This is a genomic window from Streptomyces sp. NPDC032745, assembly GCF_055579465.1.
The window spans coordinates 107622-121622 of sequence record NZ_JBVING010000019.1 but is presented as its reverse complement, the minus strand read 5'-3'; the positions used below and the strand labels follow the sequence as shown (position 1 = coordinate 121622).

Annotated in this window: 12 protein-coding genes; 9 read left to right on the top strand and 3 right to left on the bottom strand. The window is 72.5% G+C overall.

The features are described 5' to 3' along the window. Positions 1 to 107: 107 nt before the first annotated feature. From ACZ5WG_RS35965 to ACZ5WG_RS35955, 3 genes are all read left to right on the top strand, one after another. Complete coding sequence (locus ACZ5WG_RS35965) at positions 108 to 1346, top strand: sensor histidine kinase (protein ID WP_468728737.1); 1239 nt, start codon at positions 108 to 110, stop codon at positions 1344 to 1346. After that, the gene (locus ACZ5WG_RS35960; RefSeq protein ID WP_053786679.1) at positions 1346 to 1975 is read left to right on the top strand and encodes a response regulator; all 630 of its coding nucleotides are present in this window, start codon (positions 1346 to 1348) and stop codon (positions 1973 to 1975) included. The genes ACZ5WG_RS35965 and ACZ5WG_RS35960 overlap by 1 nt, the downstream gene beginning before the upstream one ends. Before the next feature lie 162 nt (positions 1976 to 2137). Further along, positions 2138 to 2641, top strand: a complete 504-nt coding sequence (locus ACZ5WG_RS35955) for a hypothetical protein (RefSeq protein WP_468728736.1) — start codon at positions 2138 to 2140, stop codon at positions 2639 to 2641. Positions 2642 to 2733: 92 nt separating this feature from the next. Here the strand turns inward: ACZ5WG_RS35955 and yczR are convergent, their stop codons facing one another. Next, entirely contained in the window at positions 2734 to 4221 is a 1488-nt protein-coding gene (yczR, locus tag ACZ5WG_RS35950) for a MocR-like transcription factor YczR (RefSeq protein ID WP_468728734.1), read from the bottom strand. A gap of 245 nt (positions 4222 to 4466) precedes the next feature. Between yczR and ACZ5WG_RS35945 the strand changes: the two genes are divergently transcribed. Both ACZ5WG_RS35945 and aceB read left to right on the top strand, forming a co-directional pair. Further along, complete coding sequence (locus ACZ5WG_RS35945) at positions 4467 to 5096, top strand: nucleotidyltransferase family protein (RefSeq protein WP_468728732.1); 630 nt, start codon at positions 4467 to 4469, stop codon at positions 5094 to 5096. Between the two features lie 273 nt (positions 5097 to 5369). Next, positions 5370 to 6998: a malate synthase A gene (gene aceB / locus ACZ5WG_RS35940; RefSeq protein ID WP_468728731.1), complete on the top strand. Its 1629-nt coding sequence runs from the start codon at positions 5370 to 5372 to the stop codon at positions 6996 to 6998. Positions 6999 to 7085: 87 nt separating this feature from the next. Here the strand turns inward: aceB and ACZ5WG_RS35935 are convergent, their stop codons facing one another. Then, on the bottom strand, positions 7086 to 8147 hold the full coding sequence (locus ACZ5WG_RS35935; protein WP_468728730.1) for a beta family protein: 1062 nt from the start codon (positions 8145 to 8147) through the stop codon (positions 7086 to 7088). Positions 8148 to 8393: 246 nt separating this feature from the next. Here ACZ5WG_RS35935 and ACZ5WG_RS35930 point away from each other — a divergent pair, with 246 nt between their 5' ends. After that, positions 8394 to 9584, top strand: coding sequence for a GDSL-type esterase/lipase family protein (locus ACZ5WG_RS35930; protein WP_468728729.1), 1191 nt, complete (start codon positions 8394 to 8396; stop codon positions 9582 to 9584). Positions 9585 to 9640: 56 nt separating this feature from the next. On the opposite strand, the gene ACZ5WG_RS35925 is transcribed toward ACZ5WG_RS35930, so the two are convergent. Beyond that, positions 9641 to 10237 (bottom strand): TetR/AcrR family transcriptional regulator, encoded by a 597-nt coding sequence (locus ACZ5WG_RS35925; protein ID WP_468728728.1) that lies wholly within the window; start codon positions 10235 to 10237, stop codon positions 9641 to 9643. Between the two features lie 112 nt (positions 10238 to 10349). Here ACZ5WG_RS35925 and ACZ5WG_RS35920 point away from each other — a divergent pair, with 112 nt between their 5' ends. The 3 genes from ACZ5WG_RS35920 to ACZ5WG_RS35910 all read left to right on the top strand — a co-directional run bounded on the left by ACZ5WG_RS35920 (position 10350) and on the right by ACZ5WG_RS35910 (position 13389). After that, positions 10350 to 11168 (top strand): SDR family NAD(P)-dependent oxidoreductase, encoded by an 819-nt coding sequence (locus ACZ5WG_RS35920; protein WP_468728727.1) that lies wholly within the window; start codon positions 10350 to 10352, stop codon positions 11166 to 11168. A 61-nt stretch (positions 11169 to 11229) separates the two neighbouring features. Further along, positions 11230 to 11892, top strand: coding sequence for a 3'-5' exonuclease (locus ACZ5WG_RS35915; protein ID WP_468728725.1), 663 nt, complete (start codon positions 11230 to 11232; stop codon positions 11890 to 11892). A gap of 297 nt (positions 11893 to 12189) precedes the next feature. Next, positions 12190 to 13389, top strand: a complete 1200-nt coding sequence (locus ACZ5WG_RS35910; protein WP_468728724.1) for an acyltransferase family protein — start codon at positions 12190 to 12192, stop codon at positions 13387 to 13389. The last annotated feature ends 612 nt before the right edge of the window (positions 13390 to 14001 follow it).

Genomic DNA, 14001 nt, shown 5'->3' with positions numbered 1-14001 from the left:
CACAGGGCATCGCGCCACGGTAGTGATCCTGGTATCGAAGGACGCATCCGGACATCAAACTTTCGATTGACCGGAGGGCGCGGGCCGCCACTTAGGCTGGTCGGGCCATGGCTGCTCCGGAATCACTCGCTCCGCGTCCCCTCACTCCCGTCTCGCGCATCCTGCGCCTGTGCCTGCACGCGCTGCTGTCCGGGCTGCTCGCGCTGGCCGCCGGGCGGGCCGTCACCGACTCCGCGCCGCGCGCCGGCTGGGTGGTCGCCGCCTGCGCGGTGCTGGCCACGGTGTACGCGGCCGGTGTACTGACCCCCGCGGTGCACCGCTCGCCGCGTGCCGGGGCGGTCTGGCTGGCCGGGCTGGGCGCGGCCTGGGCGGGGCTGCTGGTGCTCTCCCCCGACGGGCTGTGGATCGCCTTCCCGCTGTACTTCCTCGAGCTGCACCTGCTGCGGCTGCGCTGGGGCGTCGCGGCCGTCGCGGTGACCGCGTGCGCGGCGATCGGCGGCTTCCTGGCACACGCGCAGAGCAGCGCGGTGTCGCCCGGGGCCTTCCTCGGGCCACTGCTCGGCGGGGCCGTGGCGGTGGCGACCGTACTGGGCTACCAGGCGCTGTACCGCGAGAGCGAACGCCGCCGCGAGCTCATCGAGGAGCTCATCGCCACCCGCGCCGAGCTGGCGGCGGCCGAGCGGGACGCGGGGATCCTGGCGGAGCGGGAACGCCTGGCCCGGGAGATCCACGACACCCTGGCCCAGGGCCTGTCCTCGATCCAGCTCCTGCTGCGCGCGGCGGAACGCTCCCTGTCCGAGCCCACCCGCGCCCCGTCGGCCGAGCCGGACCCGGCCGATCCGCGAGCGGCAGCGCTGGCGCACATCGCGCAGGCCCGGGAGGCGGCCCAGGAGAACCTCGCCGAGGCGCGTCGTTTCGTACGGGCGCTCACCCCTCCCGACCTCGAACACGGCTCCCTCGCCGCCGCACTGGAGCGGCTGTGCACGGCCGCGCCGGGGCCGCGCGTCCGGTTCTGCCTGAGCGGCGGGCCCCGGGTCCTGCCCACTCCGTACGAGGTGGCCCTGCTGCGGATCGCGCAGTCGGCGCTCGCCAACGTGGTGCGCCACGCGCGCGCGGACCGCGCCGAGATCACCCTGACCTTCATGGACGCCTCGGTGACGCTGGACATCGTGGACGACGGGACCGGCTTCGACCCCTCCTGCGCCCCCTCCGGCGAGGGCGGGTTCGGGCTGCCGGCGATGCGCTCGCGGGCCGAGACGCTGGGCGGGCTGTTCACCGTGGAGTCCGCGCCGGGCCAGGGCACCGCCGTGGCCGTCACCCTGCCGCTGCCGCTGGAGGCATCCTGATGACGATCCGCCTGCTGCTGGCCGACGACCACCCGGTGGTCCGGGCCGGGCTGCGTGCGGTGCTGGACACCGAGCCGGACTTCGCGGTCGTCGCGGAGGCCGCCACCGCCGAGCGGGCGGTGGAACTGGCCGCCTCGGAGCCGGTGGACGTGGTCCTGATGGACCTCCAGTTCGGCACCGGCATGCACGGCTCGGCGGCTACGGCGGCGATCACCGCCCGGCCCGGAGCCCCCCGGGTCCTGGTCCTGACCACGTACGACACGGACGCGGACATCCTGGCGGCGGTGGAGGCGGGCGCGTCGGGCTACCTGCTGAAGGACGCCCCGCCGGAGGAGCTGGCGGCGGCGGTGCGCACGGCGGCGGCGGGCCAGTCGGCGCTGGCCCCGGCGGTGGCGCTGCGGCTGATGGACCGCATGCGCACGCCCGCGGAGGCGCTGACGAAGCGGGAGCTGGAGGTGCTCCAGCTGGTCGCGGACGGCCTGTCGAACCAGCAGATCTCGAAGAAGCTCTTCCTCAGCCAGGCCACGGTCAAATCCCACCTGGTCCACATCTACGCGAAGCTCGGCGTCGACTCCCGCACCTCGGCGGTGGCCACGGCCGCCACCCGCCGCCTGATCCGCACCCCGTAGCCGCCGCGGGTGCCGGCGCTCGCCGGGAGACAGCGCTCCCCCGGGGATACCCAGCAGGGTGGGGCCACCCCCCGCGCGGACGCACCGGGCAGCAGGCGGGTGCCCGGTAAACAGGCCCGGAAGCATGGGGCGTACCGACTCCCGACCAGAGAGCGAGCCCCCGTGCACACCACCGCCAGGCCTGCCCCCACCGCCACGCCGGACCCGACCGCCCCGCCGTCGGCCGTCCGCACGGCCTACGCCCTGTGGCTCACCGCGGTCGCGGCCGGCGCCTTCGAAACCGCCCTCGCCGTCGGCCGCATGGCGGCCGACGGCACCGGCTCGGCCGCCGGGATCGGCGTCGGGCTCGCCGTCCGCCTCACGGTGTTCACCGCCGCCGTCCTCATCGGCCGCCGGATGCGCACCGGCGGCCGCTGGGCCCGGATCACCCTCGCCGTCGGCCTCGGCGTCCTCGGCACCGCCTCCATGGTCGCCCAGCCCCTCGGGTACCTCCTCGACGGCGGGTCGACGGCGGCAGCGCTCCAAGGGGCCGACGCCCTCGACCTGGTCTTCGGCGCCAGCCGGGCCGTCCACGTGGCTGCCGTCCTCACGGCTGTGTTCCTGATGTTCCGTCCGGCGGCCAACGTCTACTTCCGCACCGTCCGCAACCCGGCGCGGGCCGCCTGAGGGCTGTCCCGTAATCCCATCCGGGCGCTCCGACAACGCGGCGAGGCGCCGTAGCTGCCGTCGTGCGCCCGCCGGGGATTACGGGACAGCCCTTAGGCGACCCAGTGCGGCCGCTCCACCGCCGGAGCCAGCGGGACCCCGTCGTGGAAGGCCGCCGCGAGGCGCCGTACGGCCTCGTCCAAGCGATCGGCGGACAGCGTGTACGGAATCCGCAGCCGATGCTCGAACGTCCCGGGGTCCACCCCGAACCGCGCGCCCCGCCCGATGTGCACGCCGCAGGCGCCGGCCCGCTCCGCAAGCGCCGAGCTCACCGGCTCCCCCAGGTCCACCCACAGCGACAGCCCGCCCGGCGGCACCTGCCACGACCACTCCGGAGTGTGCCGCTCCAGGGCACGCACCAGCGCCTCCCGCTGCCCCCGCAACTGCGCGAGCCGCGCCGGCAGGGTCCGTTCCAGCCCCTCCAGCAGCGGCAGCGCCACCAACTGGTCCAGCACCGACCCCGTCATGTCCGCGGCCACCTTCACCGCCGTCAGCTCCGTGATCATCTTCGCGGTGGCCCGTACCCACCCCACCCGCAGCCCGCCCCAGTGCGTCTTGCTGAGCGAGCCGATCGTCACCACGTGGTCCGCCCCGCCCCTCGGCGCCAGCGAGGCCAGCGGCGCCGGCGGCGGCACGTCCAGCGCGATGTCGGCGATGGTCTCGTCGACCACCAGCCAGGTCCCGGTCCGCCGCGTCGCAGACAGCAGCCGCAGCCTCTGCTCCTGCGGCATGAGCAGGCCCGTCGGGTTGTGGAAGTCCGGGATCACGTACGCCAGCCTCGGCACGGTCTGCCGCAGCGTGGACTCGGCGATCTCCATGTCCCAGCCCGCGTCGGAGACGGCGATCGACCCGGTGCGCAACCGGGCGTGCCGCAGGGCGTCGAGGGCGTTCGCGTACGTGGGGTTCTCGGTCACCACCCGGTCCCCGGGCCGGCACAGCAGGCCCACGACCAGCGAGAACGCCTGCTGCGCGCCGGCCGTGACCAGGATCTGCTCGGGGCGGGTCGGCAGCCCTCGCCGGGTGAACCGCTCGGCGACGGCGCTGCGCAGGTCGGGCAGCCCGAAGGGGTTGTAGCCGGGGCTCCGGGCGAGGCCCGGCAGCCGGGGCGCGGCCCAGGCGAGGGCCTCGGTGAGGGCCTCCTCCGGGGCGCCCAGGGCGGCGATGGCCAGGTCGATCCCGGGGTCGCCGTCGGCGATGTAGCCGCCGGAGCCGACCAGCAGGTGCGCGCCGACCGGTCCGTGGCCCTCGGGGAGTTCGGTCCAGGTGCCGGATCCGCGTCGGCTGCGGACGTAGCCGCTCTCGCGCAGCAGGTCGTAGGCCCCGGTGACGGTGGCGCGGCTGGCGCCGAGCGCCTCCGCGAGCTCGCGCTCGGCGGGCAGCCGTACGTGCAGGGCGATCCGGCCGTCCAGGATCAGGGTCCTCACGGCGTCGGCGAGGGCCCGGTAGCCGGGGCGGGACAGCACCTGGGAGGGCAGCAGGGCCGCGAGCTGGCGGCTGCCGATGGTTCTGTCCGCCGTCTGGACGACTCGCCCGTTTGCCATGCCAACCTCCCCTGATTGGCTCTGCCTGCCAGGCCAATCCAGGGTCCAGACTCGCGGTATTGGCCCCCGATTGGCAAGGAGACCGCCATGTCGACCCCGCTGACCGACCGTGACGAGCGCGCCCTGGCGGCTGCCGTCGAGAACCGCATCTGCGAGCCGCTGCGCCTCGGGCCCGGCCTGGCCGCCGTACGACGCCTCCTGAGGCGGCGCCCGCGCACGGAGGCACAGGGGCGAGAATCGCTGACATGCCAGCCAACGCACACTCAGCTTCGATCCCCCGGCCCCCTGGCCCCGTGATCGCCGGCCTGCTCCTCGCGGCCGGCGGCGGCCGCCGCCTGGGCGGGCGCCCCAAGGCCCTGCTCGCGTACCGCGGCCGCCCGCTGGTCGAGAACGCGGTGCGGGTGCTGCGCGAGGCGGGCTGCGGTCCGCTGCACGTGGTGCTCGGCGCCTCCGCGGCCGAGGTCCGCGAGCGGGCGGACCTGACCGGCTGCGTGGTCGTGGACAACCCCGACTGGGCGCAGGGCATGGGCTCGTCCCTGCGCGTCGGCCTCGCCTCGCTCGCCGGTACGGGCGCCTCGGCGGCCCTCGTCTCGCTCGTGGACCAGCCGGGCATCGGCCCCGCGGCCGTGGCGCGGGTCCGGGAGGCGTACCGCTCCCCCGCGAGCCTGGTCGCGGCGGCCTACGGCGGGGAGCGCGGCCATCCGGTGCTCTTCGGCGCGGACCGCTGGCCGGACATCGCGGCGACGGCGACGGGGGACAAGGGCGCGCGGGTCCATCTGACAGAACACGCGAACGAGCTCACGCTGGTGGAGTGCGGGGACATCGCCGAGGCCTTCGACATCGACACCCCGCCCGACCTGGCACGACTGGCTTGAGCGGAGGTCGAGCGGCAGTTGAGCAGGCAGTGACGAAGGTGGCACTGAGGGCCACCGGGCGCCGGAGTCTGTCGACCCAGAGAATCTCGACATCAACAAACCATTGAACTTCCACCATAAGGAAATTACTATCCACTGGTCAGAAGCGCCCTGAACCCCCAGACGGCGCCCGCGACCGTATCCCGGAACTCTCCACACCCGGCGGCACTGCGTGCCGTCCTGCGCGAGCATTCCCCGCGGCCGCCAGGCACCGCCGCTGAAGGAGTGACAGATATGTCCGCACCAGCGCCGTCATCGCTGGCCATCGTCGACGCCGAGCCCCTGCCCCGGCAGGACGAAGTCCTGACCGAGGCGGCCCTCGCGTTCGTGGCCGAGCTCCACCGGCGGTTCACGCCCCGCCGTGACGAGCTCCTCGCCCGCCGCGCCGAGCGCCGCGCCGAAATCGCCCGCACCTCCCACCTCGACTTCCTCCCGGACACCGCACAGGTCCGCGAGGGCGACTGGAAGGTCGCGCCGGCCCCGGCCGCGCTGAACGACCGCCGTGTGGAGATCACCGGTCCGACCGACCGCAAGATGACCATCAACGCCCTGAACTCGGGCGCCAAGGTCTGGCTCGCCGACTTCGAGGACGCCTCCGCCCCCACCTGGGAGAACGTCGTCCTCGGCCAGCTCAACCTGATCGACGCCTACGAGCGCCGCATCGACTTCACGGACCCGCGCACGGGCAAGTCGTACGCCCTGAAGCCCGCCGAGCAGCTGGCGACCGTCGTGATGCGCCCGCGCGGCTGGCACCTGGTGGAGCGCCACCTCCAGGTCGACGGCCGTCCGGTCCCCGGTGCCCTGGTGGACTTCGGCCTCTACTTCTTCCACAACGCCAAGCGCCTCATCTCGCTCGGCAAGGGCCCGTACTTCTACCTTCCGAAGACGGAGTCGCACCTGGAGGCGCGCCTCTGGAACGAGATCTTCGTCTTCTCGCAGGACTACGTCGGGATCCCGCAGGGCACGGTCCGCGCGACGGTCCTGATCGAGACCATCACGGCCGCGTACGAGATGGAGGAGATCCTCTACGAGCTGCGCGACCACGCGGCGGGCCTGAACGCGGGCCGCTGGGACTACCTGTTCTCCATCGTGAAGAACTTCCGTGACGGCGGCGGGAAGTTCGTCCTGCCGGACCGCAACGCGGTCACGATGACCGCCCCGTTCATGCGGGCGTACACCGAACTCCTGGTCCGCACCTGCCACAAGCGCGGCGCGCACGCCATCGGCGGCATGGCGGCCTTCATCCCGTCCCGCAAGGACGCCGAGGCCAACCGGGTCGCGTTCGAGAAGGTCAAGGCCGACAAGGACCGCGAGGCGGGCGACGGCTTCGACGGCTCGTGGGTCGCCCACCCCGACCTGGTCCCGATCGCGATGGCCTCCTTCGACGCGGTCCTCGGCGAGAAGCCGAACCAGAAGGACCGGCTCCGCGAGGACGTCTCGGTGGCCCCGGGCGAGCTCATCGCGATCGACTCGCTGGACGCGAAGCCGACGTACGAGGGCCTGCGCAACGCCGTCCAGGTCGGCATCCGCTACATCGAGGCCTGGCTGCGCGGCCTGGGCGCCGTCGCCATCTTCGGCCTGATGGAGGACGCGGCCACCGCCGAGATCTCCCGCTCGCAGATCTGGCAGTGGATCAACGCCGGTGTCGTGTTCGAGCACGACGGCGAGCCCGTGACGGCCACCGCCGACCTCGCGCGCAAGATCGCCGCCGAGGAACTGGCCGCGATCCGCGCCGAGGTCGGCGAGGAGGCCTTCGCGGCCGGCAAGTGGCAGCAGGCCCACGACCTCCTCCTCCAGGTCTCCCTGGACGCGGACTACGCGGACTTCCTCACCCTCCCCGCGTACGACCAGCTCGCCGGCTGACCCCCGACGTCGGCTGAATCGCACAGCAGCCGACCCCGGCTCCGCCCCCGCCGCCAGCAGGCCCGGGGGCGGAGCTGTGTTCGTGCTTCAGGCGGTCAATCGCCATGCCGCGTAGGCGAGGTGCTGGCTGTGGCCCGCCCGGATCCACCACTCTGCGTTGCCGACGCCGGGGGTCCCGGTACCCGTGGCGCACGCGTGCAACCAGCGGTCGCCCTCGCTGAACCCGGCTCCCCGGAAGTCGGGCTCAGCGATCATCCGGCGGGCGATCTCCCGCACCTCCTCGGCATGCCCCTCTCCGACCGTGGGCGCCTTGGCCAGGATGAACGTACGGTCGGTGGTGTAGCGCAGGACGCCCCAGGGCGGGCCGCCGCCCGCGCCGGTGCCGGCCGCGAAGGCGTGGTGGGCGCCGTAGTCCCCGTAGGTGACGTCGACGGGGAGCTCCGGCCGGGCGTGGCGGACCATGTGCCAGACGTCCCAGTCGTGTCGGTGCGCCTCGACCGGCCCCCACCCCGTCGGCTCGGGCGCTGCGGGCGGAAAGGAACCGGCCAGCAGCACGATCGAACGCCACCGGGTGAGCGGGCCGAGCAACTCCAGGGCGCGCAGGGCGCACTTGTCCGCCCGGTGGTCCTCCTCGGTGACCGCCTCCAGGTCCAGCAGCAGGTCCCGGGCGAGGTCCGGACCGTCGAGCCGCTCGAAGAGCCGGCGCACCTCCTCGGCGCCGTGCTCCGAGGCGGCAGCGGCGGCACGGACCCGCAGCCCGAGGCCGTTCCCGCCCGCCCGGGCGAAGTCCGCGCAGGCGGACTGCTGCCATTCCGGCCGCCCCGGACCGGTGACCGGCCGGAGCGGCGTGTGGAGCAGGTACGGCCAGAGCCCCTCCGTGACGGCACGCGGCTCACCCTCGAGGTGCCGGGCGTCCACCCAGGCGGGCGTGGCCCGTTGGGCGGCGACGACGGCGCCCGGCGGTCCGGCCGACCCGGCCGGATGTGCACGCAGCGGAATCGTCCACAGCGGTGAGACGGCCGCCTGCAGGGCCGGTGCCAGCCGGGAGTACGCCGCGAGCGGGCCGCGGCGCACCGGCAGGACGGGTACGTAGAGCGGCTCGACCATGGTGGCTCCCCCGTTGACCGCCTTGGTTGCGCTTCTGTTCACAGGGTGAACGCGAACGGCCGGAGAGGGAACGGCGCAATCCGGCCAAGGGCGCGGCGGGTTGGCGGACCGGGCCGGCGGACCGACCGATCGATCGGTTGTTACTCCATCGTAACTTTCCTGTACCTAGCGGTAACAACGCGCGCCGTGTCACCTTTCCGATGCCACCGGCCGGCGGTACCCCCACTTCCCCAGCCATGCACCGGAGTTCTCTCCGGCTTCGCCATGGCCGACCGCAGGAGTTCCGCCGTGATCGGATTCCGCAATGCCAGCAAGGACCGGGCCCGCAGTCGAGTGCGACGACTCGCCGGGGCCGGGATGGCTCTGCCGCTCGCCGTCAGTGCTCTGGTCGCCGGCTCCGCCGGGACCTCCGTGGCCAGTCCCGGGACCGGGCCCACCGCCGTGGTGTCCATGGGCGACAGCTACATCTCCGGCGAAGGCGGCCGCTGGAAGGGCAACAGCCTCACCAACACCGGGAACCGCACCGGGACCGACCGCGCGTGGGTCTCCGGGAGCACCTACGACCCCGCCAAGGTGTACGGCACCACCGCCGGCGGGTGCCACCGCTCCGACTCCGCCGAGGTCACGAGCGCCGGAGCGATCGCCGACGTGGCCGTGAACCTGGCCTGCTCCGGGGCGATTTCCGAGAACGTCTTCCGCGCCTCCAACGGCGGCGTGCCCTTCAAGGGCGAGGCCCCGCAGGCCGATCAGCTGGCCGCCGTGGCCGCCGCCGACAACGTCAAGGTCATCGCGCTGTCCATCGGCGGCAACGACCTCGGCTTCGCCGACATCATCAAGGACTGTGCCCTCGACTTCGTCCTCTGGAACTCGTACTGCTACGACAACCAGCAGTACGGGGTCGACGAGAAGATCGACGGCGTCATGGCGAACGTCGGCAAGTCCGTGGACGAGATCCGCGCCGTGATGCGAGCCGCCGGGTACACCGACTCCTCGTACCGGATCGTGCTCCAGTCCTACCCGTCACCGATCCCGCGCGGCGCCGAGAACCGGTACACGCAGAGCGACTGGAGCCGGCTCAACACGGGCGGCTGCCCCTTCTGGAACCGGGACTCGGACTGGGCGCGCGACTCGCTCGTACCCCAGATCGCCAATCGCCTCAAGGGGGTTGCCGCCGCCAAGGGCGTGCAGTTCCTGGACCTGCGGGACATGCTGCAGGGCCGTGAGGTGTGCGCGAAGGCCAGCAAGCTGGTGAGCACCACGGCGCCCGCGTCGGCGAAGACGAGCGAGTGGGCGCGCTGGATCGACAGCAGCGAGACGCAGGGGCCGGTCCAGGAGTCCATGCACCCGAACTACTTCGGCCAGCTCGCCGTCGGCCGCTGCCTGGCCCTGGCCGTCGCCCAGCCCGCGAACTCCGCCTCCAGCTGCAAGAACACCGCCGGAGCGGACCAGACGGGGATGTTCCTGACGCCCGCCTCCTGAGGCGTGACTTCCGGATCGAGGGCGTCTGCGGAAACCTCCGCGGGCGCCCTTTCGGATCAGCCCCGTACGGCGGCCAGCGCCTCGTCGTAGAGGGCCGCCAGGTCGGCGCTGCCGCCGCTGCGGACCCAGGCTTCGGTGGCCGTGTCCACACAGGCGAAGACGGTCGCGACGACCGCCGCGGCGCGGACCCCGGGGATCAGGCCCTCCCCGGCCGCCATGCGGGCCGTGACCGCGGGCAGGACCAGCTCCTGCCAGCGCAGCCGCTTCTGCGTGTAACGGGCGCGCAGCGACGGGGTCTCGAAGATCAGCACCGTGATCTCCAGCAGCTGCCCGGGCTCGCCGTGCGCGTCCATGAGCACTTCGAAGCCGGCTCGCAGGGCCTCCCACGCAGTGGCGGTGGCGGGCTGGGCCTCCACCGTCGCGCGCAGCAGCTCGCCGAGCTCCTCCTGCTCCCCGCAGACGATGTCCTCCTTGGTACCGAAGTACCGGAACAGCGACCGCTGGGAGATGCCCGCTTCCTTGGCGATCTGCGCGATCGTCGTGGCCTCGTAACCCTGCTCGGCGAAGAGCCGCATGGCCGTGTCGAAGATGCTCGCGACCACGGCCTGCCGGGAGCGGTCCCACAGGCTCGGCTGCGTTGCGATGGTCCCCATCGGCTCAGCATATAGGCGGGCCGCCCCTTTGGCCCCCACTGTCCGCTTGGCAGTCACTGCCAGGCGGGCATACAGTGATGGTGACGATGTCACTCCAAGGGCAGGAGCCACTGTGAACGCGGTCGACTACCGGGGCCGGACCACCCTGATCACCGGCGCCAGCTCGGGCCTGGGCGCCGAGTTCGCGCGCCAGCTCGCCGCACGAGGATCCGACCTCGTGCTCGTCGCCCGCCGCGAGGACCGTCTGAAGGCGCTCGCCGGGCAGCTGTCCGCGGCGCACGGTGTCGCGGTGGAGCCGATCGCCATGGACCTGTCCGCCGAGAGGTCCGGTGAGCTGCTGGCCGCCGAGGTGGACCGGCGCGGGATCACCGTCTCCAGCGTCATCAACAACGCCGGTTTCGGCACCTACGGCCGTTTCCACGAGGAGGACCCGCAGCGGCTCCGCCAGGAAGTGGGCCTCGACGTGATGGCCGTCGTCGACATCAGCCGCGCCTTCATCGGCCGGCTGCGCAGCCGTGGCGAGGGCGTCCTGGTCAACGTCGCCAGCATGGCCGGCTACCAGCCCGTCCCCAACATGGCCGTCTACGGAGCCAGCAAGGCCTTCGTGCTCAGTTTCACCGAGGCCCTGTGGCAGGAGTCGCACGGCACCGGGCTGCGCGTCATGGCGCTGTCGCCCGGCGCGACGAAGACGGAGTTCTTCGAGGTGGTCGGCAGTGAGGACGCCGCCGGCGGCACCCGGATGCAGACCTCCGAGGTGGTCGTGCGCACCGCGCTGAAGGCGCTGGACCGGAGGAACCCGCCGCCGAGCGTGATCTCCGGAGCCATGAACCGGGTCATGGCATTCAGCGGACGACTCGCGAGCCGCCGCATGGTCGTACGGATCGTGGACCGGATGTCCTCGCCGCGGAGTGCCGCCCCTGCGAGCGCGTAGGGGTTGTCCGGCGCCGGGAAACCGGATGATCGCAGCGCCGCGGGCTGGCATGATCCCTCACATGCCAGCCCGTACCCCACGTCCCAGCCTCTACATCTCCGTCGACATCGAGGCCGACGGCCCGATCCCCGGCCCGTACTCGATGATCAGCTTCGGGGCCGCCGTCGCGGGGCGGCAGGACGGCGCTTCGTATACAGCCGCAGACCCCGAGCAGCACACCTTCTACCGCGAACTCCGGCCGATCAGCGACGAGTACGTCCCCGAGGCGCTCGCCGTCAGCGGCCTCGACCGGGACCGGCTGGTCCGGGAGGGCGCCGAACCCGCGGCGGCCATGGCCGAGTTCCGCGCGTGGGTACGGGAGGTCTCCGCCGAGGCCGGGGCGCAGCCCGTGATGTGCGGCTACCCGGCCTCCTTCGACTGGACCTTCCTGTACTGGTACTTGATGCGGTTCGGCGGCGACAGCCCCTTCGGGCACTCCGGCTGCCTCGACATGAAGACCCTGTACGCGACGAAGGCGCGGGTCCCGCTGCGCGCCGCCGCCAAGGGGCGGATGCCGAAGCAGCTGCTCTCCCGCCGCCGGCACACCCACCACGCACTCGACGACGCGATCGAGCAGGCCGAGCTGATGAGCAACCTGATGCTCTGGACGCCCCCGGGCGCCGGGCCTGGGACTGGTCCGAGCACGGCACCCGCCGCGATCCCGGCATCCGGCCGGCGGAGGTAAGAGAACTACTCGACCGCGGTGGCCCGCTGCAACGGCCTCGCCACAACCGAAGCGGTGGGCGGCCTCTTCCATTCCACCTGCTCAGCCGCCCCGCCAGCCGGCCGGCTAATGGTGCGCAACCGTTCGTGCGCCGACTCCCCCGTCCCATGCGATTCCGGCCTGAACAACTGCAACGGGCTATTCAGTGATCGCTTGGCCCCGGGCGCCGGTGAGCGCCCACGGCATCGCTAAGATCGTGGGGCCCTTTCGCCTGAAACGCACCGGTGTCGCGACACCGCAGGAATCTTCAGAGGTGTCATGTCCGACAGGTTCGTCCTTGACGGGGACCGCGTCCCGGTGCCCGTCGGGGCTCCGCAGGTGGCCCCCGGACCCGCCCGCCGCCGGGTGTGGTCCAGGGGTACCGGCTCCGTGCGGCCGTCCGGGGCTACCGGGGCTGTGCGGGCGCCGCGAATAGCCGTGCTCGACGGTCTGCGGCTGCTCGCCGCGCTGTCGGTGGTCCTGTTCCACTACCTCGCCGGGTCGGGGAAGATTCCTTGGCAACGGACGGCGGTCGAACTGTTTCCCACGCTGCACAAGATCGCCGAGTTCGGCTGGCTGGGCGTGGTCTTCTTCTTCATGATCAGCGGCTTCGTCATCTGCATGTCCGCCTGGGGCAAGTCGCTCCAGAAGTTCTGGCAGGGCCGGATCCTGCGGCTGTTCCCGCTGTACTGGGTGGCAGTCGTGCTCTCCTCGGCAGCCGCGCGCCTGGGCCCCCAGATTCCCGGCGAGCCGAAGGTCACGGTCGGTCAGATGCTCACCAACCTCACGATGCTCCACGAACCCCTCGGGGTGAACAGCGTGGACAACGTGTACTGGACCCTCTGGATCGAGCTGCGCTTTTACCTGATCTTCTCGCTGGTCGTCCTGCTGGGTACGAGCTACCGCCGGGTCGCGACCTTCTGCTGGGTCTGGGCGCTGGGCTCGGTCCTGGCACCGGCGTCGGGCATCCCGCTGCTCGACCAGCTCCTGGTGCCCCGGTGGGCGCCCTTCTTCATCGCCGGAATCGCCTTCTACCTGGTCCGCCGGGCCGGCCGGATCGAGGGCGAGACCCTGGGCATCCTGGCACTGTCCTGGCTGCTGATGCAGCACCGCCTTGCCGCGATCATGGAGGGCGAGGGGCACGGCATCAACTGGAAGGTCTGTCTGGCCGCGATCACCGTCATGTACGTGCTGATGGGCCTGATCGCGCTCGGGAAGCTGGACCGGATCCAGTGGCGCTGGCTGCCGGTCGCGGGCGCGATCTCGTACCCGCTCTACCTCGTCCACCAGTCGCTGGGCGTACGGGTGATCTGGCGCTGGAACGAGCAGTGGGGCCCCTGGCCCACCCTGCTCGGCGTCATCGCGGGCGTCGTACTGATCGCCTGGCTGCTCCAGCGCCTGCTGGAGCGCCCCCTCACCCGCCTGCTGCGCCGCCTGATGGATCCGCCGGCCGAACGATCGCCGCGCCTCCCCGCATAGGGGAACGATCGGACCCGGGCGGGTCGTGGCCCGGGTCCGACAGCATCATGTCCTGCACGCTCGCTGCATAGGCCGAGAGGGCGGTCCGCCCGGCGGTCGACCGCAGTGTTGCAGACGAACCGCAATCTTCCGCCGTAGGCAGCCAGCGCCCCAAGGCCGTCAATGTCAGAGCCCTGACAGAGCGGGTGCAGAGGCCCGACGGAAGTGCAACAACGGCACAGACGTGCGCTCCGTATCCTCCCTGCGGCCGGTAGCGACACGCCCCTTCGTCACGGCGGCTACCCCTGTCGTGCTGCAGGGGTAGTAGTGAACTGGATAAGGCGCCCCACACCCATAACGGTGCGGGGCGCCCATTCTGCCCGGGGTCCGCTTTTGGCGTACGCGCTCGACTGATCGGGGCACGGCCTGGTCAGCAAGCTGTCGATGATCGACAACTGGTCTTCCGTGGGCCGTGCGGGCGGGTGCGGTATCGGCATGGCGCACATCCGGGAATCGGCGCGGGGGGGGGGGGGGGGGGGGGAGGGAGGGGGGGGGGGGGGGGGGGGAGGGGGGGGGGGGGGGGGGGGGGGGGGGGGGGGGGGGGGGGGGGTTGTGGGGGAGGGGTGAGAAAGG

Excerpts from the sequence above, each read along its gene's own strand:
- aceB (WP_468728731.1), top strand. The coding sequence starts at position 5,370 with ATGTCCGCACCAGCGCCGTCATCGCTGGCCATCGTCGACGCCGAGCCC.
- ACZ5WG_RS35925 (WP_468728728.1), bottom strand. The coding sequence starts at position 10,237 with ATGGGGACCATCGCAACGCAGCCGAGCCTGTGGGACCGCTCCCGGCAG.
- ACZ5WG_RS35960 (WP_053786679.1), top strand. The coding sequence starts at position 1,346 with ATGACGATCCGCCTGCTGCTGGCCGACGACCACCCGGTGGTCCGGGCC.
- yczR (WP_468728734.1), bottom strand. The coding sequence starts at position 4,221 with ATGGCAAACGGGCGAGTCGTCCAGACGGCGGACAGAACCATCGGCAGC.
- ACZ5WG_RS35945 (WP_468728732.1), top strand. The coding sequence starts at position 4,467 with ATGCCAGCCAACGCACACTCAGCTTCGATCCCCCGGCCCCCTGGCCCC.
- ACZ5WG_RS35915 (WP_468728725.1), top strand. The coding sequence starts at position 11,230 with ATGCCAGCCCGTACCCCACGTCCCAGCCTCTACATCTCCGTCGACATC.
- ACZ5WG_RS35910 (WP_468728724.1), top strand. The coding sequence starts at position 12,190 with ATGTCCGACAGGTTCGTCCTTGACGGGGACCGCGTCCCGGTGCCCGTC.
- ACZ5WG_RS35965 (WP_468728737.1), top strand. The coding sequence starts at position 108 with ATGGCTGCTCCGGAATCACTCGCTCCGCGTCCCCTCACTCCCGTCTCG.